A 24,397-nucleotide genomic window follows, 5' to 3' on the forward strand; every position below is an offset into this window, starting at 1 on the left:
TCGCTCCTCAGCTGAGCCGCACGCGCGGGTCGATGACGCCGTAGAGCACGTCCACGACGAGGTTGGCCAGGATGACGAAGAACGCCGCGACGAGCACGATGCCGACGATGACGGGCAGGTCGGTCTCGCGGATGGCGTTGACGGCCTGCCAGCCGACCCCCTGGAAGTTGAAGACCGACTCGGTGATGACGGCGCCGCCGAGCACGCCGCCGAGGTCCAGGCCGGCGGCCGTGACGATCGGGGTGAGCGCGGCGCGCAGGCCGTGTCGGCGGATGATCGGACCGCGGCGGACGCCCTTGGCGCGGGCCGTGCGGATGTAGTCCTCGCTCATCGTCTCGATCATGTAGGCGCGGGTGAGCCGGACGTACTGCGCGGCGAAGATGCTCGCCAGGGTCAGGCCCGGCAGCAGCAGCCCCTGGAACCACGCGACCGGGTCCTGGGTGAGCGGCGTGTAGGTCGGGGGCGGCACGAGCTGCCACTTGATCGCCACGAAGGTCAGCAGCAGCAGCCCGATGAAGAAGGTCGGCAAGGAGTAGCCCATCAGCGCCAGGGTGACGATGAGGCGGTCGAGCCACTTCCCCTTGTTGAGGGCCGCGATGATGCCGCCCACCACGCCGACGACCATCCAGATGACGAAGGCGACCAGCGCGATCGAGGCGGTGATCGGCAGGGTGTCCTGGAGGATGTCGGTGACCGACCTGCTCTTCAGGGCCGAGTAGCCCAGGCAGGGAGCCGCGCAGTGGGTGGCCAGCTGCGGGGCGCTGCGGCGCAGCTCCTCGTCCGCCGGGAAGTCGCGGCCCACGACCAGGCCGGTCACGAAGTCGCCGTACTGCTGCAGCACCGGCTTGTCGAAGCCCATGAACGTGCGGTTGCCCTCGACGACGGCGGGCGTGCAGTTCTTGGCGCAGGTGAGCCGGGCCGGGTCCTCCGGTGCCGCGAAGAACACCAGGAAGGTCGCCAGCGTCACGATCAGGAGCATGACGACGGCCGTGACCAGTCGTCGCAGGATGTAGAACACCATCGGGCGTCGGCGCCAGGGGTGGCGCCCTCACCGCCTCTCGGGAGCAGCGTGGGTAGGGCGGGGCAGGCCCCGGGGCCGGGCGACGGCGCGCCCGGCCCCGGGGAGGGTCGTCACCTGACGGCGATCTCGGCGAGGTCGGGGTAGCCGCCCATCATCGGGTTGACCTGGAAGTTCTTGACGGCCGAGCCGTGCAGGAAGGTGAACTTCTGGTTGACCAGGGAGACGTAGCCGCCCTTCTTGCCGATCATCTCGTCAATGTCCGCCCAGGCCTTCTCGCGCTGCGCCTCGTCCTGGATGGCGTAGGCCGCGTCGATCTTGGCGTTGACCTCGGGGTCGTCGAAGTAGCCGTAGTCCTGGCCCGAGCCGCCCGCGGTCAGGTTGACCCGCCCGTCGAACAGCGCCGGCAGCACCGTGGAGCCCGACGGCCAGTCCGCACCCCAGCCGGCCCAGAACACGTCCTTGTCCGCCATGCCGGGCGCCTGGATCGTCGAGTAGTACTTCTCGGCGATGGGCTGCAGCGTGACGTCGAAGCCCGCCTTGTCCCAGGTCTCCTTGAGCGCGGTGAGCGCCTTGTCGGCGTTGCCGCGCTTGCGGTAGACGACCGTGATCGGCAGCGGCGACGGGGCGCCCGCCTCCTGCAGCAGCTTCTTGGCACCCTCGACGTCACCGTTGGCGTCGTTGCCGAAGGGGTTGAAGTCCTTGGCGCACTTCAGCGCCTTGTTGCACATGCCGAAGGACGGGGTCATCACCGACGGCCCGCCGTACGCCGTGATGTAGGCGCCCCGGTTGGTCGCCATGGCGAAGGCCTGACGGATCTTGGGGTTGGCCATCGTCTTGGACCTGACGTTCGGCGCGAGGTAGTCGACGTACGGCGACTGCACGTTGATCGAGCGCGACTTCGCGGCCGGGTTGGACTCGATCTGCGGCAGCGTCGCGGCCTGCGCCTGCAGCGCCGCGATGGCCGTCTTGTCCTCGCCCGCGTCGGCGATCAGGCGCTGGTAGCCCGTGTCGATCTGGACGCCCTGGGTGTCCACGATCTTGTCGGGGTAGGCCTTGCGGACCTTGTCCGACGCCTCGGACCAGTTCGGGTTGCGGACCCAGGTCCCACCCTTGTTGGGGTCGTAGGCGCCCTCGAGCATGTACGGCCCGTTGGAGAAGGCCTGGTAGTCCGACTTCGCGCCCTGGTCCTTGTCCTTGCGGAAGGGGGCGAAGGCCGTCAGCGCGGCGTTGTTCATGTTGAAGTCGGTCCACGGCTTCTTGAACCTGAAGGTGATCGTCTGGCCGGAGCAGCTCACGGCCTTGTCGAACGCCGCCTGGCCGGCCGCGTCGGGCTTGTACGGGCCGGGGTAGACCGGCACCTCGCCGTCGGCAGTCTTCTTCGTCGGCAGGTCCAGGAAGGTGATGGCGTAGTTGGGGCCACCGGTGATGACGTCCTGGGCGAAGGTGCGGCTCACGCCGTACTTCACGTCCTCGCAGGTCACCGGCTTGCCGTCCTGCCACTTGGCGTTGTCGACCAGCGTGAACCTCCAGGTCTTGCCGTTGTCGGACATCTGCCCGGTGTCGGTAGCCAGGTCGGGCACCATCGTGCTGCCCTCGCCCGCGGTGTAGGTCGTCAACGTCCGCGCGTAGACCCGCGAGCCGAAGAGGATGTCCGCGCCGACATACATGCGCTGGGGGTCCAGGTGCTCCTTGGGGCCCAGGTTGATGACGGTGAGGGTGCCGCCCTTGGCCGCCGGGCCGGCGCTGCCGTTGGCGGAGGTGGTGCCGCCACCGCCACCGCCGCAGGCCGCCAGGCCCAGGGTCGCCGCGGTGCCGAGGGCGACGCCGAGGGCCCCCTTGGTCGTACGCATCATGTGCTTCTCCTTCGAGGGTGCGCACCGCGGGTGCGGTGATGGGATCGCGTGGCTGGGTGGGCGATGCAGGTATGGCGAGAAGGCTGATGGGGTCGGCCGCCTCGCCGGGTCACGTCGGGGTGGGCTACTGCCGGTCGGCCTTGGGGTCGAGGGCGTCGCGGACGCCGTCGCCCAGCAGGTTGAAGCTGAGGACCATGAGGAAGACCGCGAAGCCCGGGAAGAAGAAGTACGCCGGGTCGGGCAGGGCGTACTGCACCGAGTCGTTGAGCAGGGTGCCGAGCGAGATCGCGGGCGGCGGGACCCCCACCCCGAGGAAGCCGAGCGCGGCCTCCTGCGCCACGAACTGCGGCAGCAGCATGGTGGTGTAGACGAGGATCGGGGCCCACAGGTGCGGCAGCAGCTCGTGCACGTAGATCCGCCACGGCCGGGCGCCGAGCGAGCGCGCCGCCTCGACGAACTCGCGCTGCCGCAGCGACATCACCTGGCCACGGACGATGCGCGCGAAGTAGGGCCAGCCGAAGAACCCGAGCACGACGATCATGAAGAGCAGCTTGGGCGTGGACGCCGTGTCGGCCATCCCGATGGCGCTGGCGATGGCGCTCACCAGCACCGCCTGCAGCGACAGCAGCATCAGCGTCTGCGGGAAGGACAGCACCAGGTCGATGAACCGGCTGATGACCCAGTCGACCTTGCCACCCGCGAAGCCCGACAGCAGACCCATCACGGTGCCGACCACGATCGCCACCACCGTCGAGGAGACGGCCACGATCAACGAGGTCGTCATGCCGGACAGGATCAGGGACAGCAGGTCGATGCCGGTGCCGGGCTGCACCCCCAGGGGGTGCCTGGCGGACATGCCCCCCAGGGGGCCGGTCGGCATCGAGCCGATCCCCTGCACCAGCTCGTCGTGGCCGTTCAGGTCGAGCACCCCGAGGGACTTCAGGATCGGCGCGACGACGGCCAGCAGCACGATGATCACGGTCGCGACCAGGGCGATCATCGTGATCCGGTCGCGGCGCAGGCGGCGGAGCACGAGCTGCCACGGCGAGCGCCCCTGGATCTCGCCCAGGTGCGGCTCGTGGTCGACCTCGACGGCAAGCTCCGCCTGCTCGGCGTGGCTGGGGGAGGTCGACATGCGCAAGGGCCTTTCGTCGGCGGGTCGCGGGCAGCCCGGCGGCAGTGCCGGGCGGCGCGATGAACCGACCTTATGGATTTGCGGTCATCTGCGACATACCTGCACCACCTCCGTATCCGATTCGTGACCCCGATCACACAAATAGTCGCTTTCGTGCCGGACGATCCGCGACGGCTGGCAAGGCCGAATGCATGAATACTCATCGGTAGGCCCACCCCCGGTCTCCCTGCCCGGGGCGCGTGACGGAAGCGGGGCGGGGGGCGCGGCGGGTGGCCGGGCACGCAGACGACCGGGGCGGCCACCTCGGTCGAGGTGGCCGCCCCGGTCGGACGGGACGGTCGGTCAGCGGGTCACTCGCCGGCCTCGCGCTTGGCGGCGCTGCGGGCGCGCGACGCGGTGCGGGCGCGCTCGGTGGCGTCGAGCACGACCTTGCGGATGCGCACGGCCTCCGGGGTGACCTCGACGCACTCGTCCTCGCGGCAGAACTCCAGCGACTGCTCGAGCGAGAGCTTGCGCGGGGGCACGACCTTCTCGAAGTTGTCCGCCGAGGAGGCGCGCACGTTGGTGAGCTTCTTCTCCTTGGTGATGTTGACGTCCATGTCGTCGGCGCGGGAGTTCTCGCCGACGATCATGCCCTCGTAGACCTCGGTCGTCGGCTCGACGAACAGCGTGCCGCGCTCCTGCAGGTTGACCATGGCGTAGGACGTGACCGGGCCGGTGCGGTCGGCGACGAGCGAGCCGGACTGGCGGGTCGAGATCGGTCCGAACCACGGCTCGTAGTCCTCGAACACGTGGTGGGCGATGCCGGCGCCACGGGTCTCGGTGAGGAACTCGGTGCGGAAGCCGATGAGGCCGCGCGAGGGCACGAGGAACTCCATGCGCACCCAGCCGGTGCCGTGGTTGGTCATCTGCTCCATGCGGCCCTTGCGGGCGGCCATGATCTGGGTGACGGCGCCGAGGAACTCCTCGGGCACGTCGATGGTGAGCCGCTCGACGGGCTCGTGCAGCTTGCCGTCGACCTCGCGGGTGACCACCTGCGGCTTGCCGACGGTGAGCTCGAAGCCCTCGCGGCGCATCTGCTCGACGAGGATCGCGAGCGCCAGCTCGCCGCGGCCCTGGACCTCCCAGGCGTCGGGGCGCTCGGTGGGCAGCACGCGCAGCGAGACGTTGCCGACGAGCTCGCGGTCCAGCCGGTCCTTGACCAGGCGGGCGGTGACCTTGGAGCCGCGGACGCGGCCGACCATCGGGGAGGTGTTGGTGCCGATGGTCATCGAGATGGCGGGCTCGTCGACGGTGATGACGGGCAGCGCGGTGCCGGACTCGGGGTCGGCGATGGTGTCGCCGATCATGATGTCGGCGATGCCCGCGATGGCGATGATGTCGCCGGGGCCGGCGGACTCGGCGGGCTTGCGCTCCAGACCCTCGGTGACGAGCAGCTCGGTGATCTTGACCTGCGACTTGGTGCCGTCGTGGCGGAACCATGCGGCCTGCTGACCCTTGCGGATCTCACCGTTGAAGACGCGCAGCAGCGCCAGGCGGCCGAGGAAGTTGGACGAGTCGAGGTTGGTGACGTGGGCCTGCATGGGGGCCTCGTCGTCGTACACCGGGGCCGGGACGGTGTCCATGATGGTGCGGAACAGCGGCTCCAGGTCCGGCGAGTCGGGCAGGCCGCCGTCGGCGGGACGCTCGGTGGAGGCGACGCCGTTCTTGGCCGACGCGTAGACGATCGGGAACTCGATCTGGTGCTCGTCGGCGTCCAGGTCCATGAACAGCTCGTAGACCTCGTCGACGACCTCGGCGATGCGCGAGTCCGGGCGGTCGACCTTGTTGATGCACAGCACGACCGGCATCTTCGCGGCAAGCGCCTTGCGCAGCACGAAGCGGGTCTGGGGCAGCGGGCCCTCGGACGCGTCCACGAGGAGCACGACGCCGTCGACCATGGACAGTCCACGCTCGACCTCGCCGCCGAAGTCGGCGTGGCCGGGGGTGTCGATGATGTTGATGGTGACGCCGCCGGGGAAGTCCGCGGCAGAGGGCCCGTTGTAGTGGATCGCGGTGTTCTTGGCGAGGATGGTGATGCCCTTCTCCCGCTCGAGGTCACCGGAGTCCATCGCACGCTCGTCGACGTGGTCGTGCTCGCCGAAAGCACCACCCTGCCAGAGCATCTTGTCGACGAGGGTGGTCTTGCCGTGGTCGACGTGGGCAACGATCGCGACATTACGGATGTCGCCGCGGGTCTTCTGAGCCATGCCTCCCATTGTCGCAGCCCCCGGCCCCGCCCCGGACCATCACCCAGAGCCAGGCAGGCGGTGCGGGCGGTGACGACCAGGGGTGCCGGACGTCGCGCGTCCGGGGCGCAGCAGCCCGGCCACCGCAGCGACGATCGGGGCGTCGGCGGGCAGCCACCCCACGGTGTCGAGCTCGTGGGCGCGCAGCACCCGCAGCGCGTCGTGGTCCTCCAGCGGCTGTGGCCGCCCCTGGACGACCCGGGCGGTCCAGACGCGGATGGCGTGCCGGGGGCTGAGGTCCCAGCGACCGTCCGGCCGGGGCCCGGCGACCTCCTGCCCCACCTCGACCTCGACGCCGAGCTCCTCGCGCAGCTCGCGGCGCAGGGCGTCGAGCTCGCCCTCACCGGGGTCGACCTTGCCGCCCGGCAGCTCCCACCCGCCCGCCAGGGCCGGCGGAGCCGTGCGGCGGGCCGCGAGCAGGGTGGTGGGCGCGTCCAGGTCGTCCAGGAGGGCGGCGCCGACGACGGCGACCGGCCCGTCCGGACCGGGCGGTGCGGGAGCGGGTGCGGGAGCGGGTGCGGGAGCGGGTGCGGGCGTGACGGCGGGGTCTTCCGGCATGCGGCCCATCCTGTCCTAGCGTGGGCGCCATGAGCCGACTGCTGGACGACGCCGAGATCACCCGTCAGCTGCGGGACCTGCCCGGGTGGCGGGTGGTCGGGGGCCACCTGGTCGCGACCTACGAGTCGCCGGGCTTCCTGGAGGCGGTGCGCCTCGTGGAGTGGGTGGCGGACGAGGCGGAGCAGATGGACCACCATCCCTTCATCGACATCCGGATGGGGCGGACCACGTGGGAGGTTTGGACCCATTGGCGCAATGGGATTACGCAACTGGACATAGAGCTTGCACATCGTGTTCAGGATCGCGCCCGAACGACGGAAGCCGTTGTCGTCCAGCCGGATTGATCCCGACACGCCGAAGGCGTCTCCTAGGGTCGTCAGGGTGACGGGGGAACAGCTGACCAGCAGGCAGGCGCACGACCACCACGGATCGACCCGGGCGGGGCCCGACCTGCTCGCCCGGACAGACCTGGGCAGCGGCGGCGCGGGGAGCGACGGCGGTACGACCACGGTGGCGGACCGGGTGCGCCGGCGCGCGGCCCGCGGCTTCCTGCCCGAGGTGCAGGCCCTGCGCATGTGGGCCGTGGGCTTCGTGGTGGCCTTCCACCTGTGGCCCTCCCGCTTCCCGGGCGGATTCACCGGCGTCGACGCGTTCTTCGTCATCTCGGGCTACCTGATCACCAGCCACCTGGTCCGTGAGGTGGAGCGCACCGGGACCGTCCACCTCGGCGCCTTCTACGCCCGCCGGGCCCGGCGCCTGCTGCCCGCGAGCATGACGGTCCTGCTCGTCAGCATCGCCTGCTCCTTCGCGCTGCTGCCCGACGCCCTGCGCGCGATGACCGGTCGCGAGGCCCTGGCATCGACGTTCTACGTCCAGAACCTCTGGCTCGCCCAGGTCGTGCTGGGCCCGCCGCCGCCGATGGGCTTCGAGGCCCCCGTCCAGCACTACTGGTCGCTGTCCACCGAGGAGCAGTTCTACCTCCTGTGGCCGCCGCTGATCCTGCTGGCCCTGTGGCTCGCCCGCCGCGCCAGAGGTGCGGCCGCGCGCCCGGTCCGGGCGGCCGGCACCATGCTCGCCGTCGTCACGGCCCTGAGCCTCGTGCTCTCGGTGTGGTACACCGCCACCCATCCGGCGAACACCTACTTCATGACCTTCACCCGCGCGTGGGAGTTCGCCGCCGGCGGTCTGCTGCCGATGGTCCTGCGGCGCTGGGCGCCCTCGACGGCCCTGTCCCTGGTGCTGCGCTACGTCGGCCTGGCGATGATCGTCGCCTCGGCCTTCGTGCTGAGCCAGGGCGATCCCTTCCCGGGCCACCTCGCGCTGCTGCCGGTCCTCGGCACCGCCGCCGTGATCCTGGCCGGCGACTGCGACGGGCGTGACCCGCTGGACCTGGCCTGGACCAACCGGACCAGCCAGTGGCTGGGCGACATCTCCTACTCGATCTACCTGTGGCACTGGCCGCTGATCGTGCTCGTCCCCTTCGCCGTCCACCGGGACCTCGACAACCCGCTGCGCCTGGCCGTGGCCGCGCTGACCGTGGCCCTGGCGCACGTCTGGTGGCGGTGGGTCGAGGACGCCACGCGCTTCCTGCCCGGCGTCAGGCAGAGCACCGGCAGGTCGCTGCTCCTCGCCCTGGGCTCCATGGTCGTCGTGGGCGCGGCAGCCCTGGCGCTGGCCCTCTCCGGCTGACGCGCCCCGGCGCCGGCGGGGGTATGTCGGTGACCTGTGTCACGCTTCGTCCGTGACCTCACCCTCCGACGATCGCCACGCCGGGCGCCCGCACCACCAGGCCGGCGACAACCCCTGGCCCGCGATGTGGGCCCTGTGCCTGGGCTTCTTCATGATCCTGGTCGACTCGACGATCGTGACGGTGGCGACGCCGGCCCTGATGTCCGGTCTGCGCGCCGACATCGGGGCCGTGGTCTGGGTGACCAGCGCCTATCTCCTGGCGTACGCCGTGCCGCTGCTCATCACCGGCCGGCTCGGTGACCGCTACGGCCCCAAGCGGGTCTACCTCGTGGGGCTGACCGTCTTCACCGCCGCCTCGCTGTGGTGCGGCCTGACCGACACCGTCACCATGCTGGTGATCGCCCGCGTCGCCCAGGGCCTCGGTGCGGCGCTCATGAGCCCGCAGACGATGGCGGTCATCACCCGGATGTTCCCGCCCCAGCGGCGGGGGCAGGCGATGGGCCTGTGGGGCGCGGTGGCCGGCGTCGCCACGCTCGTCGGCCCGATCCTCGGCGGACTGCTCATCGACGCCCTCGGGTGGGAGTGGATCTTCTTCGTCAACGTCCCGGTCGGCCTGCTGGCGCTCGTGCTGGCCTGGCGGCTGGTGCCGACCTTCGAGACGCACTCGCACCGCTTCGACTGGCTGGGCGTGGCGCTGTCCGCGATCGGGCTGTTCTGCCTCGTCTTCGGCATCGAGGAGGGCCGTAGCTACGACTGGGGCACGATCACCGGCCCGATCACCGTCTGGCGGCTGATCGTCCTCGGCCTGGTCGTCCTGGGCCTGTTCGTGCTGTGGCAGGCCCGGCAGCAGGGCGAGCCGCTCGTGCCGCTGCGACTGTTCCGCGACCGCAACTTCTCCGTCGCCAACATCGCCATCACCACCGTCGGTTTCGCGGTCACCGGCACGGCCTTCCCCGTCACCATCTGGGCCCAGACGGCCCGCGGCCTGTCCCCCACCCGGGCGGCGCTGCTCCTCGCCCCGATGGCCGTCGTCTCCGCCGCGCTGGCGCCCGCCGCAGGCCGGGTGGTCAACCGGTTGCACCCCCGCCGGCTCGCCTTCGGGGGCCTGGGCACCTACGCCGTGGCGCTGCTGTGGCTGAGCCGGACGCTGGACGCCACCGCACCGCTGTGGCACGTCCTGCTCCCCGCCGCGCTGCTCGGCGTGGCGAGCGCCTTCATGTGGGCGCCGTTGTCGACCAGCGCCACGGCCAACCTGGCGGGCGCCGAGGCGGGAGCCGGGGCCGGGGTCTACAACACCACCCGCCAGGTCGGCTCGGTGCTCGGGTCGGCGGCGATCGCCCTGGCGATGCAGGACCGCCTCGCCGCGCACCTGCCCGCCGCCCGGGGCGCGGCGCCCACCTCGATGGGCGGCCACCTGCCGAGCACCCTGGCCCCGGGCTTCACCGCCGCCATGGGCGAGGCGCTCGTCGTGCCCGCCGCCGTGATCGCGGTGGGCGCGCTCGTCGTCCTCGCCCTCGAGCGGCCCCGGCACCAGCAGGAGCGCTCCTGACGGTCCCGGCCGAGCGGCATCGGCGCGCCCGCGGCACCGCACCAGCGCGTCCCCCGGACGTCACCGGCGCCTGCCGCACGACACGCCCCGTCGACGCGGGCTTGCGCCAGGCAGCGGCGACCGCCGCTGCCTAGGATCCAGACATGTCCCTGCGCGCCGAGATCCGGCACACGACAGCACGACTCGTCCGGGGCGCCGTCCGCCGGGCCGTCCGGGCCGAGGTCACGCGGCTCGAGGACGAGCTCCGCGCGCTGCGCGCGCAGCAGGACGCCGACACCCGGCGGATCCTCGACCACCTGCACGGCCTGGAGATCCGCGACCGACGCGACCTGTACGCCGCGGGCGAGCGCGTCGCCGTCGCCGAGTCGGCCCGCTGGGCCGCCGACCACCTCGTGGGCGCCCGGTCCTTCAGCCACCCCCACGAGACGCTGCGGCACGCCCTGTCGCTCGCCCCGACCGGCGGGATGGCGCTGGAGTTCGGCGTCTTCCAGGGGACGACGCTGCGGATCATCGCCGAGGCGCGAGGTGGCCAGGAGGTCTACGGCTTCGACTCCTTCGAGGGGCTGCCCGAGGACTGGCGGGTCGGCTTCCCCGCCGGGGCCTTCGACGTCGACGGGCTGCCGGACGTGCCGGGCGCGACCCTGGTCCAGGGGTGGTTCGACCGGACGCTTCCGGGCTTCCTGGCCGTGCACCCGGGGCCGGTGGACGTGCTGCACGTCGACGGGGACCTGTACTCCTCCGCCGCGACCGTGCTGGAGCTCGTGGGACCGCGCCTGCGCCCGGGCAGCATCGTGCAGTTCGACGAGTACCTCAACTATCCGGGGTGGCAGCAGCACGAGCACCGCGCCTGGACCGAGCACGTGGCCCGCACTGGCGTGGCCTTCGAGCCGGTCGCCTTCACCCACGACCACGAGCAGGTGGCCTTCCGGATCACCGGGAGCACCTGAGCCCCGGATCACCGGGAGCACCTGAGCCCCGGGTCACCGGGCGCGCCGGTCGGCCCGCCCGCCGACGCGGGCTGACGCGCTGCGGCGGGTCGGCGCGCGACCGCGCGGGCAGTCCGCGGCGGACGCCGTGGGCGGTCGTGGCCCTCACAGGTCCCGGCGGCGCCGTCGGGACTGCCGGTGCCGGGAGCTGCGGGACGGCGGCCCCTGCTCACCGGTCGGCACGCCGTCCGGCTCCTCGGTCCCCGGCGTGGGCGGCAGGGCCTGCCCGTCCGGCCGGTCCGCCCGCTGCCCGGCGGCGGGCGGGACCGGCGCCGCCCTCGTCGGGCCCGACACGGGCGGCGCCGTGACGGGATCGACGGCGACCGGCTCCTCGGCCCGGTCGCGGATCCGGTCCTGGAGCCGGGGCCCGGCCCCAGGACGCACCTGGTGCCCCACGACCAGGCCGAGCACGACCCACATGAGCATCGAGATGCCGGCGTGGTTGGCCGGGTGGTCCACCAGCGACATCGTGGCGAAGCCCGCCAGCCCCGCCCCCGCCATCCGGGCCACCGCGGAGCCCATCCGGGCCCGCCGGGCGGCGACCCGGAACAGGATGACGGTGATGAGCACGACCGCGATCCCCCCGAGCCACCCACACTCCAGGAGCCAGTTCAGCCAGAGGTCGTGGGCATGGCGGAAGCGCTCGGACCCCGGCACGCCGGCGTCGATGACCGCACCGCCGCGGCCCGGGCCGACCCCGAGAGGATGCGCCACCGTGGCTGCCAGCGCCGCGCGCCATACCTCCTGACGCACCCCGACACTGCCACCGACGGCGACCACGGCGAGCGCCGCCCCGACGACCCCGAGCAGCCCCATGGCCCGACCCGACCAGCCCGGGCGCAGCGCCAGCAGCACCAGGATCCCGACAGCGGCGGCGACCAGACCGGCGCGGGACCAGGTCGCGACCACGCTCACGTAGCCCGCGGCGACGACGCCGTACGCCGCCACCCGGGAGGACGAGGTCGGCAGGCTGCGCGCCGCCGCCCAGGCCAGCGGCAGCAGCAGCACGAGCGCCGCGGCGAGCAGGTTGGGGTTGGCGAAGGTCCCGGTGGCGCGGATCAGGGCCTCCGGGTCGTCGCAGCTCTCCCGCCCGGCCACGAGCCCGGCGCGGCAGAAGCCGGTGTCGACGTGGGCCGCGAGCTGGTGGCAGGCGGTCAGCCCCGCCACCGCGCAGGCGAGGAGCGCGGCCGTGGTCACCCCGTGCCAGGCCGCGCCCTGGCAGCGCACCAGCGCCACGGAGAGGTAGAAGGCCCCGACGCCCGTGAGCAGACCGCGCCACAGCGGCCACCCCTGCCCGCTGTGCCAGGCCGACAGGGCGGTGGCGAGCACGAGCAGCAGGATGGGCAGGTCGACGGGCGTGCGCCAGGCACGCAGCCCCCGGCCGCCGGCCGCGGCACCGAGCAGACCCACGAGGATCAGCGCGCGCAAGGGGGTGACGAGCTCGACCAGGGTCTCGGAGGGCAGGACGCCCACGACCCCGTCCACCACGACCAGGGCCACCGCCGCGACCACGAGGGTCCGGCTCACGCGGTCGCGCAGGACGGCCCACGACAGCGGCGTGTCGGAGACGCTCGTGGGCCCGGAGAGGTGGGTGGAGGTGCTGGGCATACCGTCATGTCTGACAGGTCAGGACGACGTGCGCACGACGTGAGGTTGAACTCTCGGTGCGCACCGGACTCGTCGGGGCGGTCACGGACAGGGCACCAGTCTCTCGCACCGCCCGAGCGGGTTATCGTCGGACCCATGATGGACGTTGCCGCCTACGCCGCCCCCGCCGCTGCCGCCCCCCTCGAGAAGTCCACCGTCACGCGCCGGGACGTGGGTGAGCACGACGTCCTCATCGAGATCGAGTTCGCGGGCATCTGCCACTCCGACATCCACACCGTGCGCGACGAGTGGGGCGCCCAGAAGTATCCCCTCACCCCCGGCCACGAGATCGTCGGCCGCGTCCTCGAGGTCGGCTCCGGCGTCTCCCGCCACGCCAAGGGTGACCGCGTCGGCGTCGGCTGCATGGTCAACTCCTGCCAGGACTGCGACGCCTGCCGCGAGGGCCTGGAGCAGTACTGCCTGGCCGGCAACACCGGCACCTACGGCTCGGTCGACCGCGACGGCACGATCACCCAGGGCGGCTACTCCACCCACGTCGTCGTCGACGAGCGCTTCGTCGTGCGGGTGCCGGACGCTCTCGACCCGGCCGCCGCCACCCCGCTCCTGTGCGCCGGGATCACGCTCTACTCCCCGCTGCGCCACTGGGGTGTCGGCAAGGACAGCAAGGTCGCGATCATCGGCATGGGCGGCCTCGGCCACGTCGGCGTCAAGATCGCCGTCGCCATGGGCGCCGACGTCACGGTCCTCTCCCACTCGGACAAGAAGCGCGAGGACGCCGCCCGCTTCGGCGCCCAGCACTACGTCAACACCACGGACGCCGAGCAGATGAAGGCCGTGGCCGGCAGCTTCGACCTGATCATCAACACGGTGTCGGTCAACCTGCCGATGGACGACTACCTGGCGCTGCTGCGGTACGACGGCACGATCGTCGAGCTGGGGGCGCCGTCCAAGCCCCTCGAGGTCGCGGCCTTCTCGCTGATCGTCGCCCGCAAGGCCCTCGCCGGGTCCTGCATCGGCGGGATCGCCGAGACCCAGGAGATGCTGGACTTCTGCGCCGAGCACGGCATCACGGCCGAGATCGAGATGATCGAGGCGAGCCAGATCAACGAGGCCTACGAGCGGGTCGTCGACTCCGACGTGCGCTACCGCTTCGTGATCGACGCCAAGACCTTCTGAGCAACCGACCGCCGGAGCGGCCCTGAGCCCTCCCGCGGACACCGGCACGCACGGCGCCCCGTCCTCCACCGCCCGGTGGGTGGCGGGGCGTCGTCAGTCGGCGGACCCAGCCGGCGTCGTCAGTCGGCGGAGCGGGTCATGTGCAGGAAGGACCCGTCCGGGGAGAAGCCCGCCCGCTCGTAGACCCCGCGCCCCGACTCGGTGGCATACAGCTGTACCCACCCGGCGCCGTGCTCGCGCGCCCAGACCAGGGCCTCGTCGAGCAGCCGGGTGCCGATGCCCTGGCCGCGCAGGTCGGGGTCGGTGGACATGTCCGCGACGTAGGCCGACAGCCCCCGCCCGTCGGGACCCGGCAGGTGCTGCTCGACCGACACGGACACCATGCCCGCGAGCGGCGCGCCCGGCGTCTCGTCGTCCCGGGCGACCACGAAGGCGGCGTACGAGGGGCTGTCCAGGAGGGTCTGCGCGACGGACGCGCACCGCTCGCGCCACTGCGCATCCCCGTGGACGTCCACGGGCCAGGGCCACCCGGTCGCCATGAGCTGGGCCTTGAGACGGACGATCTCGGGGATGTCGGCAGGGGTCGCACGGCGCACGTTCACGTCCCCGAGGGTAGCCGTCCGGCCGGTGCCGACTAGAGTCCGCCCATGCCGACCCTCACCGCCGAGATCGTGTCCGACCTGGTCCCCTACCTGCGCTCCTGGGTGGAGCGGCAGCGGCAGGTGCGCCGCGAGCCCGGCCTGCAGGTGGCCGTGCGGGTGCGCGGCGAGCTGGTCTGGTCCGAGGCCTTCGGCGTGGCCGACGTGACGACGGGCGAGCCGCTCACGACGCGGCACCTGTTCCGGATCGCCAGCCACTCCAAGTGGTTCACCGCGACGGCGCTGATGCGGCTGCGCGAGCAGGGCCGGGTGCGGCTGGACGACGAGGTGGGGCAGCTGCTTCCGGCATACGCCGAGACTCCCCTGGCCGACGTGACGGTCCGCGAGCTGCTGGCCCACCTCGGCGGGACGATCCGCGACGGCGTCGACACCGACTGGTGGCAGCTGGGCAAGGACTTCCCCGACGCCGAGCAGCTGCGCGAGCTGGTGGCGCGGCACGGGCGGACCTTCGAGGTCAACGAGCACTTCAAGTACTCCAACATCGGCTACGGGATCCTCGGCCGGGTCGTGGAGCAGGTCACCGGCCGGTCGTATGCCGACGCGCTGCGCGCGCTGGTGATCGAGCCGCTCGGGCTGGCGGACACCGCGGCCGAGCTGGACGAGCCGCGGCTGGGCGACTACGCCGCGGGGCACTCGCGGCCCCTGGACGAGACCGGCCGACGGGTGACCATCGACCACGTGCGCACCGGGGCGCTGGCCGCGGCCACGGGCTTCTCCTCGACCGCCGAGGACGTGACGGCCTTCGCGAGCGCCCACGTGCTCGGCGACGACCGGCTGCTCACCGACCGCAGCAAGCGGGCGATGCAGCGGCCCGCCGCGGCGACCGGCAAGGTCGGGCACTACGGGCTGGGCGAGATCATCGCCCGGGTCGGGGAGCGGACGCTGGTCGGCCACAGCGGTGGCTATCCCGGCCACATCACCCGCACCTACGTCGACCCGCAGGACGGGCTGGCCGTCAGCGTCCTCGGCAACAGCCTGGGCAGCGGGTCCACGCCGGTGGCGCAGGGCGTCGTCGCCCTGATCGACCTGGCCCTGCGGGATCGTGCGTCCTGGCAGCGGGAGACCGACCGCGAGCGTCTGGAGTCGTTCGTCGGACGCTACGAGGCGCTGTGGGGAACGGCGGACGTGGTGCGGCTGCGGGACCGGCTGGTCCTGCTGGACCCCGATGCGCCGGACCCGGTCGAGTCCCACGACGAGCTGGACGTGGTCGACGCGGACACCCTGGCGGTGGAGCCCGAGGACTCCTACGGCGGGTCGGGCGAGCCGATCACCGTGGAGCGCGACGAGACCGGGGCGGTCCGGGTGCTGCGGGTGACCGGGGTGAGCCACTGGACCGAGCAGGAGTACGCCCGGCGCACGGCCGAGCACGTGCGGCTCGCCCGCTGACCGGCGCCGGGAGGCACCTGCCGATCCGTCCTGCGGGCTCTGCCCTGCAGGCCCTGGCCTGCCCCGTCCGGCGGCCCCTCAGCGGCGGTGCGCGATGTCCACGACGAGGCGGCGCTTGGCACCCGGGCCGGCGAGGTCCATCACCCGGTAGGGCACCTTGCGCCGCACCTCGATGCAGATGACGCTCATCCGGTGCCGGTCGCACAGGCTCACGGCCACGAGGGAGCGGTAGCCCTTGGTCACGACGGTGTAGGGGTCGATCTCCCCGGGAGTGGTGATGAAGATCATCGCCCGCCCACCGCGCCACGGCTTGGACATGCCCCCGGTGTAGCCGACGTTGCGCATGGCGGGCCCGGTCCCCTCCACCGGGAGGTAGTCGATGACCACCCGGTCGAAGCACGCGTGCCGGCCGGTCCGGTAGACGACGCGGTCGGCCATGTAGGACCCGGCGCCGCCGCGCCAGTCGTCCTTGTCCCCGGTGCCCCACGCCGCGGTGCGGCAGACGGTGCGGGCCTCGGCGGGCGCGGCCGGGGCGGCGACGACGGCGCCGGCGGCGAGCAGGGTCGAGGTGGTGAGCAGCCCGAGGCTGCGGACGATGGTGCGCATGGAGATCCCCCTGGGTATGGCGCGACGCCCCCCGGCATCGCTGAGGACACCAGCGAAGCACGCTCCAGAACCCCACCCTATGACTAAGAGTGATCATTTATGTCGCTGGGTGACTACTCCGCCTCTCCGGCGCCGCGGCCCGCGTCCCGGCGACACCGCCGCGTGCCGTCAGTCGAGGCGGCGGGCCGCGCCCTTGTCGGCCGACTGGGCGAACCGCGCGAAGATCCGCAGCGCGTCGGACACCGGACGGTCGCGGTCGCGCGGCTGCCAGCCGGCGGCGTCCTGCTCGACGCGGCGCCGCTCCAGCTCGGCGTCGTCGACGAGCAGCTGCACCCGCCGCTCGGGGATCGACAGCTCGATGACGTCGCCGTCACGGACCAGGCCGATCGGTCCGCCGGACGCGGCCTCGGGCGACACGTGCCCGACGGACAGCCCCGACGAGCCGCCGGAGAAGCGGCCGTCGGTGATGAGCGCGCACTTGGGACCGAGGCCGACGCCCTTGAGATAGCTGGTGGGATAGAGCATCTCCTGCATGCCCGGCCCGCCCTTGGGCCCCTCGTAGCGCACCACCACCACGTCCCCGGCCTGCACGTCGCCGCGCAGGATCATGGCCACCGCGTCCTCCTGCGACTCGGCCACCCGCGCCGGCCCGGAGAAGGACCACTGGTGCTCGGGGACCCCCGCGGTCTTGACGATGCAGCCGTCGGGCGCGAGGTTGCCGCGCAGCACGGCGAGCCCGCCCTCGGTGGTGTACGCGTGCTCGACCGAGCGGATGCAGCCGCCCGCGGCGTCGGTGTCCAGCGACGCCCAGCGGTTGCCGGTGGAGAAGGCCTGCGTCGTCCGCACCCCGCCCGGCGCCGCGTGGAAGAGCTCGACCGCCTCCGGCGCCGCGGACCCGGAGCGGATGTCCCAGGCCCCCAGCCAGGCGTCCAGCGACGGCGAGTGGACCGCCCGCACCTGCTCGTCGAGCATCCCGCCGCGGCGCAGCTCGCCGAGGATGGCGGGGATGCCGCCCGCCCGGTGCACGTCCTCCAGGTAGTACTGCGTCGAGTTCGGCGCCACCTTGACCAGGCAGGGGGTGACCCGCGACAGCGCGTCCACGTCGTCCTGGTCGAAGTCCACGCCCGCCTCCTGGGCCGCGGCCAGCAGGTGCAGGATCGTGTTGGTCGAGCCGCCCATGGCGATGTCCAGGCGCATCGCGTTGGCGAAGGCCTCGCGGGTGGCGACGGACCGCGGCAGCACCGACGCGTCGTCCTCGTCATACCACTGCCGGCACAGGTCGACCACCAGTCGCCCGGCGGCCTCGAAGAGTCCCTTGCGCGCGCTCGCGGTCGCCAGGGTCGACCCGTTGCCGGGCAGCGACAGGCCCAGCGCCTCGGTGAGGCAGTTCATCGAGTTGGCGGTGAACATCCCCGAGCAGGACCCGCAGGTCGGGCAGGCGGACTGCTCGATCTCGGCGATCTCCGCGTCGGAGACGGTGTCGTCGACCGAGCGGGTCATCGCGTCGATCAGGTCCAGGCGACGCTCCTCCCCCGCGACGCCGGCCACCACGTCCCGGCCGATGACGGCCCGGCCCGCCTCCATCGGCCCGCCGCTGACGAAGACGGTGGGGAGGTCCAGGCGCAGCGCGGCGAGCAGCATGCCCGGGGTGATCTTGTCGCAGTTGGAGAGGCAGACGAGGGCATCGGCCTGGTGGGCGTTGACCATGAACTCCACGGAGTCGGCGATGATCTCGCGGCTCGGCAGGGAGTAGAGCATCCCCGAGTGGCCCATGGCGATGCCGTCGTCGACCGCGATGGTGCTGAACTCGCGGCCCACGCCCCCGGCCTCGGCGATCGCGTCGCAGACCAGCTGACCCAGGTCCTTGAGGTGGACGTGGCCCGGCACGAACTGGGTGAACGAGTTGGCGACCGCGACGATGGGCTTGCCGAAGTCGCCCTCGGTCATGCCGGTCGCGCGCCAGAGCGCGCGCGCTCCGGCCATCTGGCGGCCGTGGGTCGTGGTGCGGGAGCGCAGCTGGGGCATACCGCCAGGCTAGGCGGGATGTCTCGTATGCCGGAGGGTACGCCCGGCATGCGGGATGCGCCACGATCCGCCCGAGCCGGCCATGCAGGCGCCATCCGCCGATCACGAACCGTTGATGCTCTGGACGCCTCGGGCCCCAAGGCTTCTGGCGATCGTGTCCTCCTCACGAGAGGTGCCCCCCGTGCCCACTCCCCCCACCCAGCCCGAGCGCCACGTCACCGACCTGGACCGCCGCCGGTTCCTGCAGGTCGCCGGCGCGACCACCGCCATGACCCTGCTGTCCGAGAGCATCGCCCGGGCCGCGTCCATCCCTGCCGCCCGCCGCCACGGCTCGATCGAGGACATCGACCACGTCGTCGTCCTCGTGCAGGAGAACCGCGGCTTCGACCACTACCTGGGGACGCTGCGCGGCGTGCGCGGCTTCGGCGACCCGCACCCGGCGATCCTGCCCAGCGGCAAGGACGTCTGGCACCAGGTGGACCAGGCCGGCAGGGAGGTCCTGCCCTTCCGCCCGGACCGCGACGACCTCGGTCACGCCTTCCTCGAGGGGCTGCCCCACGGCTGGTGGGACGGTCAGATGGCGGTCGCCCGCGGCCGCTACGACAAGTGGATCCCCGCCAAGGGCACCACGACGATGGCCTACCTGGAGCGCAAGGACGCCGCCTTCCACCACCAGCTGGCCGACGCCTTCACGGTCTGCGACGCCTACCACTGCTCGTTCATCGGCAACACCGACCCCAACCGCTACTACCTGTGGACGGGGTGGACCGGCAACGACGGCTTGGGCGGCGGGCCGGTGCTCTACAACGACGAGCTCGGCTACGACTGGACGACCTACCCCGAGCGGCTGGAGCAGGCCGGGGTCTCCTGGAAGGTCTACCAGGACGAGGGCACCGGCCTGGACGCCAAGGGCTCCTGGGGCTGGACCCAGGACCCCTACGTCGGCAACTACGGCGACAACTCGCTGCTGTACTTCACCAGCTACCGCAACGCCAGGCCCGGGGACGCGCTCCACGAGAAGGCCCGGCGCGGCACCACGGCCCGCACCGGCGACGACTACTTCCGCATCCTGCGCGAGGACGTCGCCAAGGGCACCCTGCCCCAGGTGTCCTACATCGCGGCGCCCGAGGCGTTCAGCGAGCACGGCAACTGGCCGACGGCGTACGGCGCGTGGTACATCGCCAAGGTCCTGGACGTCCTCACCAGCAACCCCGACGTGTGGGCCCGCACCGCGCTGTTCATCACGTATGACGAGAACGACGGCTTCTTCGACCACCTCGTGCCGCCGATGCCCAGCTGCCCGGTGATCCCCGGCGCCTCGACGGTGTCCACGGAGAACGAGTTCTTCCCGGGCAGGGCGGGCGACCCGAAGTTCCCCGCCGGCCCCTACGGCGGCGCCCCCCGCGTCCCGATGTTCGTGGTGTCGCCGTTCAGCACCGGCGGGTGGGTGTGCTCGGAGGCCTTCGACCACACCTCGATCATCCGATTCATGGAGCGCCGCTTCGGCGTCCACGAGCCGCAGATCACGCCCTGGCGCCGGGCCGTCTTCGGGGACCTGACCAGCGCCTTCGACGTCGCGAAGGAGCCCGCCAAGGCGCCTGCCCTGATGGACGTCTCGTCCTGGGCACCCCGGGATCGGCTGCGCCACCCCGACTACAAGCCGGTCCCCCCGGCCGTCGGCGCGATGCCCCGCCAGGAGCCCGGCACGCGCCCGGCCCGCCCGCTCGGCTACGCCCTGGACGTGCAGGAGCTGCCGCTCAAGCAGAGTCTCTCGCTGCAGATCACCAACGCCGGGCGCCTGGGCGCGACCCTGCAGGCCCGGATCCTCGCGCCCGCGGGTGACCCGCACTCCTACACCGTCGAGTCGCACAAGCAGCTCGTCGCCCGGCTGCCCGTCTCGGGCGCCTACCGCGTCGACCTGCACGGCCCCAACGGCTTCTTCCGCAGCTACGCCGGCGACCGGGCCAAGGACCAGGTGCAGGTGGCCCTGTCGACCGACGGCCGTTCGGGCAGGGTGCGCCTGACGATCGCGGCGGGCAAGGACGTGGACGTCGAGGTCACCTCGGCCTACCCGGGCACCGTGCACGGCGGTCGGGGCCGCGGCACCCGCCTGGTGCAGGTCGACACCCGGGCGACCGGTGGGTGGTACGACGTCACCGTGACCGTCCCCGGCACCGGCTTCCGCCGGGTCCTGGCCGGCCACCTGGAGAACGGCGCCCCCAGCATCAGCGACCCGCAGCTCGGGCGCTGACCGCGGGCGTCCGGGCCTGCTCCCGGGCCGATCCCGGAACGCAGGGGCCTCCTGGAGGGGCGGCGACCTTCGTCGCTGCCCCTCCAGACCTTCGTCGCGCGGCCCTGTCGGTGGCTGCTGCCTGCTCCTTACCGTCGAGGACACCCCTGGATCGCAGGGGTCGCCCATCTCAAGGAGCAACGATGATCCGCCACACCGCGCGCGCCGCCGCCGCCCTGACCGGCTCCGTCCTGGTCCTGGCCGCCTCGGCCCTGCCGGCTCACGCCGGCACGCAGACTGACACCTGGCCCGCCACCCCGGCGACCAACCCCACCCTGCCGATCGTGCACACGACCCACGGCTCGGGGCAGATCAAGCCCAACATCCTCAACCCGCGGCCCGTCTGCAACGCGTGGGAGGACTACCGGACCGTGATCTACCAGGTCAAGGAGAACTTCACCGGCATCGGGACGATCGACACCCACAACGCGACGTCCAGCCCGATCCCGCTGACCCAGACGCTGTCCAAGACCCAGACCATCGAGCTGCGGATCCAGGGCGACATCGGCGGCGAGTTCTCCGGCGTCAAGGCCAGCATCCAGCCCAGCATCTCCTACTCGCTGTCCTGGACCGCCGGCCAGCAGATCGGCCCGTACCCGGTCCAGCCCGGCACCACCGCTCAGGCGACGTACGGCTTCCGCACGGTGCGCTTCGAGGGCACGCAGCAGCGCTGCCTGGCCAACGGCACCTGGTCCACCCCGTGGACCCTCAGGGGCGAGGCCCCGCTGTCCAACGCGGTGCAGGTCAAGACCTACACCGACCCCGTCGACGTCGTCCGCGGCTGACCCCGCCAGAGCACAGGAGCCCCGTCATGAACCACCGCATCCTCACCCGCACCGCCGTCGCCCTGGGCGCCGCCACCCTGGCGCTCGGCGTCGCCCCGGCCCAGGCCGCCCCGGCCGCCCCGGCCGCGCACGACCTGGCCGTGTCCTACCACTCCTCGCTGCTCAAGGCGCCCGGCGCCGCCGGCACCGCGAGCATCGACGTCACCAACGTGGGGTCCGAGCGCTACTTCCAGGAGTACCCGCTCACCACCTTCGTCGTAAAGGTCTCGACCGTCTCCGGTCCGCGGGGCGTCGACCGGGTCATCACCCCGCGCACCTTCAACGGCGCCCACGTGCGCGACCTGGGCTTCGACCCGGCCACCTCCACCCGTTCCTTCGAGATCAGCCTGTCCAACCCCGTCGCCACGGGGCAGCGGGTGCACGTCGCCGACCTGTCGTTCGCCGACGGTCTGACCCGCGAGGGTCGGCTGGTCCAGCACCTGGTCACCACCCAGACCGGGCGGCTGGCCGACGACCGCGTCAACGCCAACGACCAGGCCGTGGACTCCGTGGGTCACACGGTCAGCGGGGTCGGCACCTCGCTGCCGGGCCTGTTCTGAGCGCAGGCCTGGTGGCGCGCGGCACCGCCCGCACCCTCGTCGACGACCCCGGTCGCCCTGGTGGCGCCGGGGTCGTCGGGCGTCATCCGGGGCAGGACGGCACGCAGCACCCACCGGTCTCCCGTCGGGCCGGCGTCCAGCTGCCCGCCCAGCAGCCGCACCCGCTCGGCCAGCCCGGTCAGTCCGCTGCCCCCCGACGGGACCGCCGCGCCCGTGGGCACCATACGGTTGCCGACGGTGATCACGACGTCGCCGCCGCGTCCGGTCACCCGCAGCTCGGCAGGTCCAGGGCCGCTGTGCTTGAGCAGGTTGGTGACCGCCTCCCGCAGCACCCGGTCCACGGCGTGCCGGGTCGCCGGCCCGAGGTCGACCGGGTCCACGTGGGCGGTAAGGGGATACCCCAGGCGCTCGCACCCGACGGTGAGGGCAGCCACGGTCTCCCGCAGGTCCGGCACGGCACCGGTCCGCTCGGCCACGGCGTCAGAGCTGCTGAGCACGTCCAGCAGGGCCCGCAGCTCGCGCAGCGCCGCCCGCGACGTCACCTCGATCGTGCGGGCGGCCTGCTCCCGCACGGCCGGGTCGTCGGCCGCGCGCAGCAGCGTCGCCTGCATCGTGACCAGGGTGAGCCCGTGGGCGACCACGTCGTGCAGCTCGCGCGCCAGCATCCGCCGCTCCTGGGCCCGGGCCTCCTGTGCCTCCTGCTCCAGCCGCGCGGCTCGCTCCTCGGCCAGGTGGCGCCGTCGACGCAGGCCCCCGAGCACCCAGGCGCCGACGGTCACGGCGACCAGCAGCGGGACCGCCTGCCAGGCCACGATGTCGAGCACCCGGGGCAACCGGTGCACGAGCACCAGCAGATAGACCGCCCCGGCCGCGGCCGTGAGCCCCAGCCCACGGGTGCGGCGGCGGGCCGCCTGGCCGGCGAGCACCGCGGCGAGGGCGAGCAGCCCGGGTCCGACCACGGCCCCGGGCACCGACAGCCCGAGCACGGCCACCAGGGCGAGCAGCGACCAGCGCGGCGCCCAGGCGGCGGTCGCGAGCACCGCCACGACACCGGCCTCTGCACCGGCAGCGAGCAGCCGGTCGGTCAGCGGGACGTCCCGGGACAGGCGGGTCGTGATGTCGTCGACGGTCGAGGCGATCAGAGCGCCCGCGACGAGCGCGCCCGGCCAGCGCCCGTCGAGGCGCCGACGCCCGTCGGGGCCGCTCAGCCGCCGCAGAGCTCGACCCAGTGGTTGCAGATGGTCTCGAAGAAACCACGCGTCGCCGTCTGTCCCGAGGGGGTCGCCCCGGCTGCGGTCTGGGCGCGCGGCGCCGGCGGACCGCCCGCGTGGGCGACGCCCGGCGTGCCCGTCAGCGCGCCCCCCAGGATCGCGATGATCGTGACGAACCGTCGCATACCGTCATACCTCCTGGTCAGAACTGGATCGAAGGTGTCCTCTAGCCTACTGTCGGGCCATGTCCCCCTACACCGCGGTGGTGGCCGACGACCACACCCTGATGCGTCAGGCGCTGGCGCACTTCCTCGCCTCCACAGGCGAGTTCACGGTGATCGGGGAGGCGGGCGACGGGCTCGAGGCGGCGCAGATCACGTTGCGGCTTCGCCCGGATGTCGTACTCATGGACCTCGGGATGCCTCGGCTCGGGGGGATCGGCGCGACCGCGCGGGTGCTGCAGGAGTGGCCCGCGGCGCGGGTCCTGGCGGTGACCACCTTCGCCGCTCCCGAGGCCGTCGTGCCCATGCTGCGTGCCGGGGCCGGCGGTTACGTCCTCAAGGACGCCTCCCCCGAGGAGCTGGTCGCCGCTGCCCTGGCCGTGGTGGAGGGCCGGTCCGTGCTCTCGCCGGCGGTCCTGGACGCCGTCGTGCGCGAGGTCCGGACCGGGGACGGTCCGGCCGACCCTCGGCTGGGAGCCGAGGCGGACCGCGTGCGCTCGGAGCTCACCGAGGGTGAGACGCAGGTCGTGGCCCTGCTCGGCGAAGGACTGGGCAACGCCGAGATCGCGCGTGAGCTCGGCGTCACCGAGGCCACCGTCAAGGGCCGGCTGACCCGGGTGATGACCAAGATGGGGGTCCTGAGCCGGGTCCAGGTGGTGGTGCGGGCGTGCGAGCTCGGACTGGTCACGCCACGGCTGCGCTGACCCGGCGCTGTGGACGACCGGACCGGGTCGGGCACCGAGCCCCTACTG

21 protein-coding genes are annotated in these 24,397 nt (G+C 72.7%); 10 read left to right on the plus strand and 11 right to left on the minus strand.

Features of this window, described 5'->3' with window-relative positions; translation table 11 throughout:
• Positions 1-7 precede the first annotated feature (7 nt).
• The 5 genes from ACK2IS_RS12555 to ACK2IS_RS12575 form a co-directional block, all read right to left on the minus strand.
• Positions 8-1,021 carry an ABC transporter permease gene (locus tag ACK2IS_RS12555; RefSeq protein WP_409483653.1) on the minus strand — a complete coding sequence of 338 codons (1,014 nt, stop codon included), beginning with the start codon at positions 1,019-1,021 and terminating at the stop codon, positions 8-10.
• Positions 1,022-1,131: 110 nt separating this feature from the next.
• On the minus strand, positions 1,132-2,874 hold the full coding sequence (locus tag ACK2IS_RS12560; RefSeq protein ID WP_409483654.1) for an ABC transporter substrate-binding protein: 1,743 nt from the start codon (positions 2,872-2,874) through the stop codon (positions 1,132-1,134).
• A gap of 124 nt (positions 2,875-2,998) precedes the next feature.
• Positions 2,999-4,009 (minus strand): ABC transporter permease, encoded by a 1,011-nt coding sequence (locus ACK2IS_RS12565; RefSeq protein WP_409483655.1) that lies wholly within the window; start codon positions 4,007-4,009, stop codon positions 2,999-3,001.
• Positions 4,010-4,359: 350 nt separating this feature from the next.
• The gene (gene typA, locus ACK2IS_RS12570; RefSeq protein WP_409483656.1) at positions 4,360-6,258 is read right to left on the minus strand and encodes a translational GTPase TypA; all 1,899 of its coding nucleotides are present in this window, start codon (positions 6,256-6,258) and stop codon (positions 4,360-4,362) included.
• 39 nt (positions 6,259-6,297) lie between these two features.
• Complete coding sequence (locus ACK2IS_RS12575; RefSeq protein WP_409483657.1) at positions 6,298-6,855, minus strand: (deoxy)nucleoside triphosphate pyrophosphohydrolase; 558 nt, start codon at positions 6,853-6,855, stop codon at positions 6,298-6,300.
• A 29-nt stretch (positions 6,856-6,884) separates the two neighbouring features.
• Here ACK2IS_RS12575 and ACK2IS_RS12580 point away from each other — a divergent pair, with 29 nt between their 5' ends.
• From ACK2IS_RS12580 to ACK2IS_RS12595, 4 genes are all read left to right on the plus strand, one after another.
• Positions 6,885-7,199 carry a 4a-hydroxytetrahydrobiopterin dehydratase gene (locus ACK2IS_RS12580; protein WP_409483658.1) on the plus strand — a complete coding sequence of 105 codons (315 nt, stop codon included), beginning with the start codon at positions 6,885-6,887 and terminating at the stop codon, positions 7,197-7,199.
• Positions 7,200-7,236: 37 nt separating this feature from the next.
• Positions 7,237-8,544 (plus strand): acyltransferase family protein, encoded by a 1,308-nt coding sequence (locus ACK2IS_RS12585; protein ID WP_409483659.1) that lies wholly within the window; start codon positions 7,237-7,239, stop codon positions 8,542-8,544.
• Positions 8,545-8,668: 124 nt separating this feature from the next.
• Positions 8,669-10,093 carry a DHA2 family efflux MFS transporter permease subunit gene (locus ACK2IS_RS12590; protein ID WP_409485674.1) on the plus strand — a complete coding sequence of 475 codons (1,425 nt, stop codon included), beginning with the start codon at positions 8,669-8,671 and terminating at the stop codon, positions 10,091-10,093.
• A 143-nt stretch (positions 10,094-10,236) separates the two neighbouring features.
• Positions 10,237-11,040: a class I SAM-dependent methyltransferase gene (locus ACK2IS_RS12595; protein WP_409483660.1), complete on the plus strand. Its 804-nt coding sequence runs from the start codon at positions 10,237-10,239 to the stop codon at positions 11,038-11,040.
• Between the two features lie 144 nt (positions 11,041-11,184).
• Here the strand turns inward: ACK2IS_RS12595 and ACK2IS_RS12600 are convergent, their stop codons facing one another.
• Positions 11,185-12,687 carry an O-antigen ligase family protein gene (locus tag ACK2IS_RS12600; RefSeq protein WP_409483661.1) on the minus strand — a complete coding sequence of 501 codons (1,503 nt, stop codon included), beginning with the start codon at positions 12,685-12,687 and terminating at the stop codon, positions 11,185-11,187.
• A 135-nt stretch (positions 12,688-12,822) separates the two neighbouring features.
• Between ACK2IS_RS12600 and ACK2IS_RS12605 the strand changes: the two genes are divergently transcribed.
• Positions 12,823-13,863: an NAD(P)-dependent alcohol dehydrogenase gene (locus ACK2IS_RS12605; RefSeq protein WP_409483662.1), complete on the plus strand. Its 1,041-nt coding sequence runs from the start codon at positions 12,823-12,825 to the stop codon at positions 13,861-13,863.
• Between the two features lie 119 nt (positions 13,864-13,982).
• Here ACK2IS_RS12605 and ACK2IS_RS12610 read toward each other — a convergent pair whose 3' ends face one another.
• Positions 13,983-14,465, minus strand: a complete 483-nt coding sequence (locus ACK2IS_RS12610) for a GNAT family N-acetyltransferase (protein ID WP_409483663.1) — start codon at positions 14,463-14,465, stop codon at positions 13,983-13,985.
• A 45-nt stretch (positions 14,466-14,510) separates the two neighbouring features.
• Between ACK2IS_RS12610 and ACK2IS_RS12615 the strand changes: the two genes are divergently transcribed.
• On the plus strand, positions 14,511-15,908 hold the full coding sequence (locus ACK2IS_RS12615; RefSeq protein WP_409483664.1) for a serine hydrolase domain-containing protein: 1,398 nt from the start codon (positions 14,511-14,513) through the stop codon (positions 15,906-15,908).
• A 78-nt stretch (positions 15,909-15,986) separates the two neighbouring features.
• On the opposite strand, the gene ACK2IS_RS12620 is transcribed toward ACK2IS_RS12615, so the two are convergent.
• Both ACK2IS_RS12620 and ilvD read right to left on the minus strand, forming a co-directional pair.
• On the minus strand, positions 15,987-16,514 hold the full coding sequence (locus ACK2IS_RS12620) for a hypothetical protein (RefSeq protein ID WP_409483665.1): 528 nt from the start codon (positions 16,512-16,514) through the stop codon (positions 15,987-15,989).
• 168 nt (positions 16,515-16,682) lie between these two features.
• The gene (gene ilvD / locus ACK2IS_RS12625; protein ID WP_409483666.1) at positions 16,683-18,539 is read right to left on the minus strand and encodes a dihydroxy-acid dehydratase; all 1,857 of its coding nucleotides are present in this window, start codon (positions 18,537-18,539) and stop codon (positions 16,683-16,685) included.
• A 181-nt stretch (positions 18,540-18,720) separates the two neighbouring features.
• On the opposite strand from ilvD, the gene ACK2IS_RS12630 reads away from it, so the two are divergent.
• The 3 genes from ACK2IS_RS12630 to ACK2IS_RS12640 all read left to right on the plus strand — a co-directional run bounded on the left by ACK2IS_RS12630 (position 18,721) and on the right by ACK2IS_RS12640 (position 22,213).
• Positions 18,721-20,790, plus strand: coding sequence for a phosphocholine-specific phospholipase C (locus ACK2IS_RS12630; RefSeq protein WP_409483667.1), 2,070 nt, complete (start codon positions 18,721-18,723; stop codon positions 20,788-20,790).
• A gap of 182 nt (positions 20,791-20,972) precedes the next feature.
• Positions 20,973-21,614, plus strand: a complete 642-nt coding sequence (locus ACK2IS_RS12635) for a hypothetical protein (protein ID WP_409483668.1) — start codon at positions 20,973-20,975, stop codon at positions 21,612-21,614.
• 26 nt (positions 21,615-21,640) lie between these two features.
• Entirely contained in the window at positions 21,641-22,213 is a 573-nt protein-coding gene (locus tag ACK2IS_RS12640) for a hypothetical protein (RefSeq protein WP_409483669.1), read from the plus strand.
• Here the strand turns inward: ACK2IS_RS12640 and ACK2IS_RS12645 are convergent.
• Both ACK2IS_RS12645 and ACK2IS_RS12650 read right to left on the minus strand, forming a co-directional pair.
• Positions 22,168-23,259: a sensor histidine kinase gene (locus ACK2IS_RS12645; RefSeq protein ID WP_409483670.1), complete on the minus strand. Its 1,092-nt coding sequence runs from the start codon at positions 23,257-23,259 to the stop codon at positions 22,168-22,170. The two genes, ACK2IS_RS12640 and ACK2IS_RS12645, sit on opposite strands and share 46 nt — an antisense overlap.
• A 158-nt stretch (positions 23,260-23,417) precedes the next feature.
• Positions 23,418-23,609 (minus strand): hypothetical protein, encoded by a 192-nt coding sequence (locus ACK2IS_RS12650; protein ID WP_409483671.1) that lies wholly within the window; start codon positions 23,607-23,609, stop codon positions 23,418-23,420.
• A gap of 59 nt (positions 23,610-23,668) precedes the next feature.
• On the opposite strand from ACK2IS_RS12650, the gene ACK2IS_RS12655 reads away from it, so the two are divergent.
• Complete coding sequence (locus tag ACK2IS_RS12655) at positions 23,669-24,349, plus strand: response regulator (RefSeq protein WP_409483672.1); 681 nt, start codon at positions 23,669-23,671, stop codon at positions 24,347-24,349.
• The last annotated feature ends 48 nt before the right edge of the window (positions 24,350-24,397 follow it).

The organism is Arsenicicoccus dermatophilus (genome assembly GCF_046267915.1).
Classification (GTDB): domain Bacteria; phylum Actinomycetota; class Actinomycetes; order Actinomycetales; family Dermatophilaceae; genus Arsenicicoccus; species Arsenicicoccus dermatophilus_A.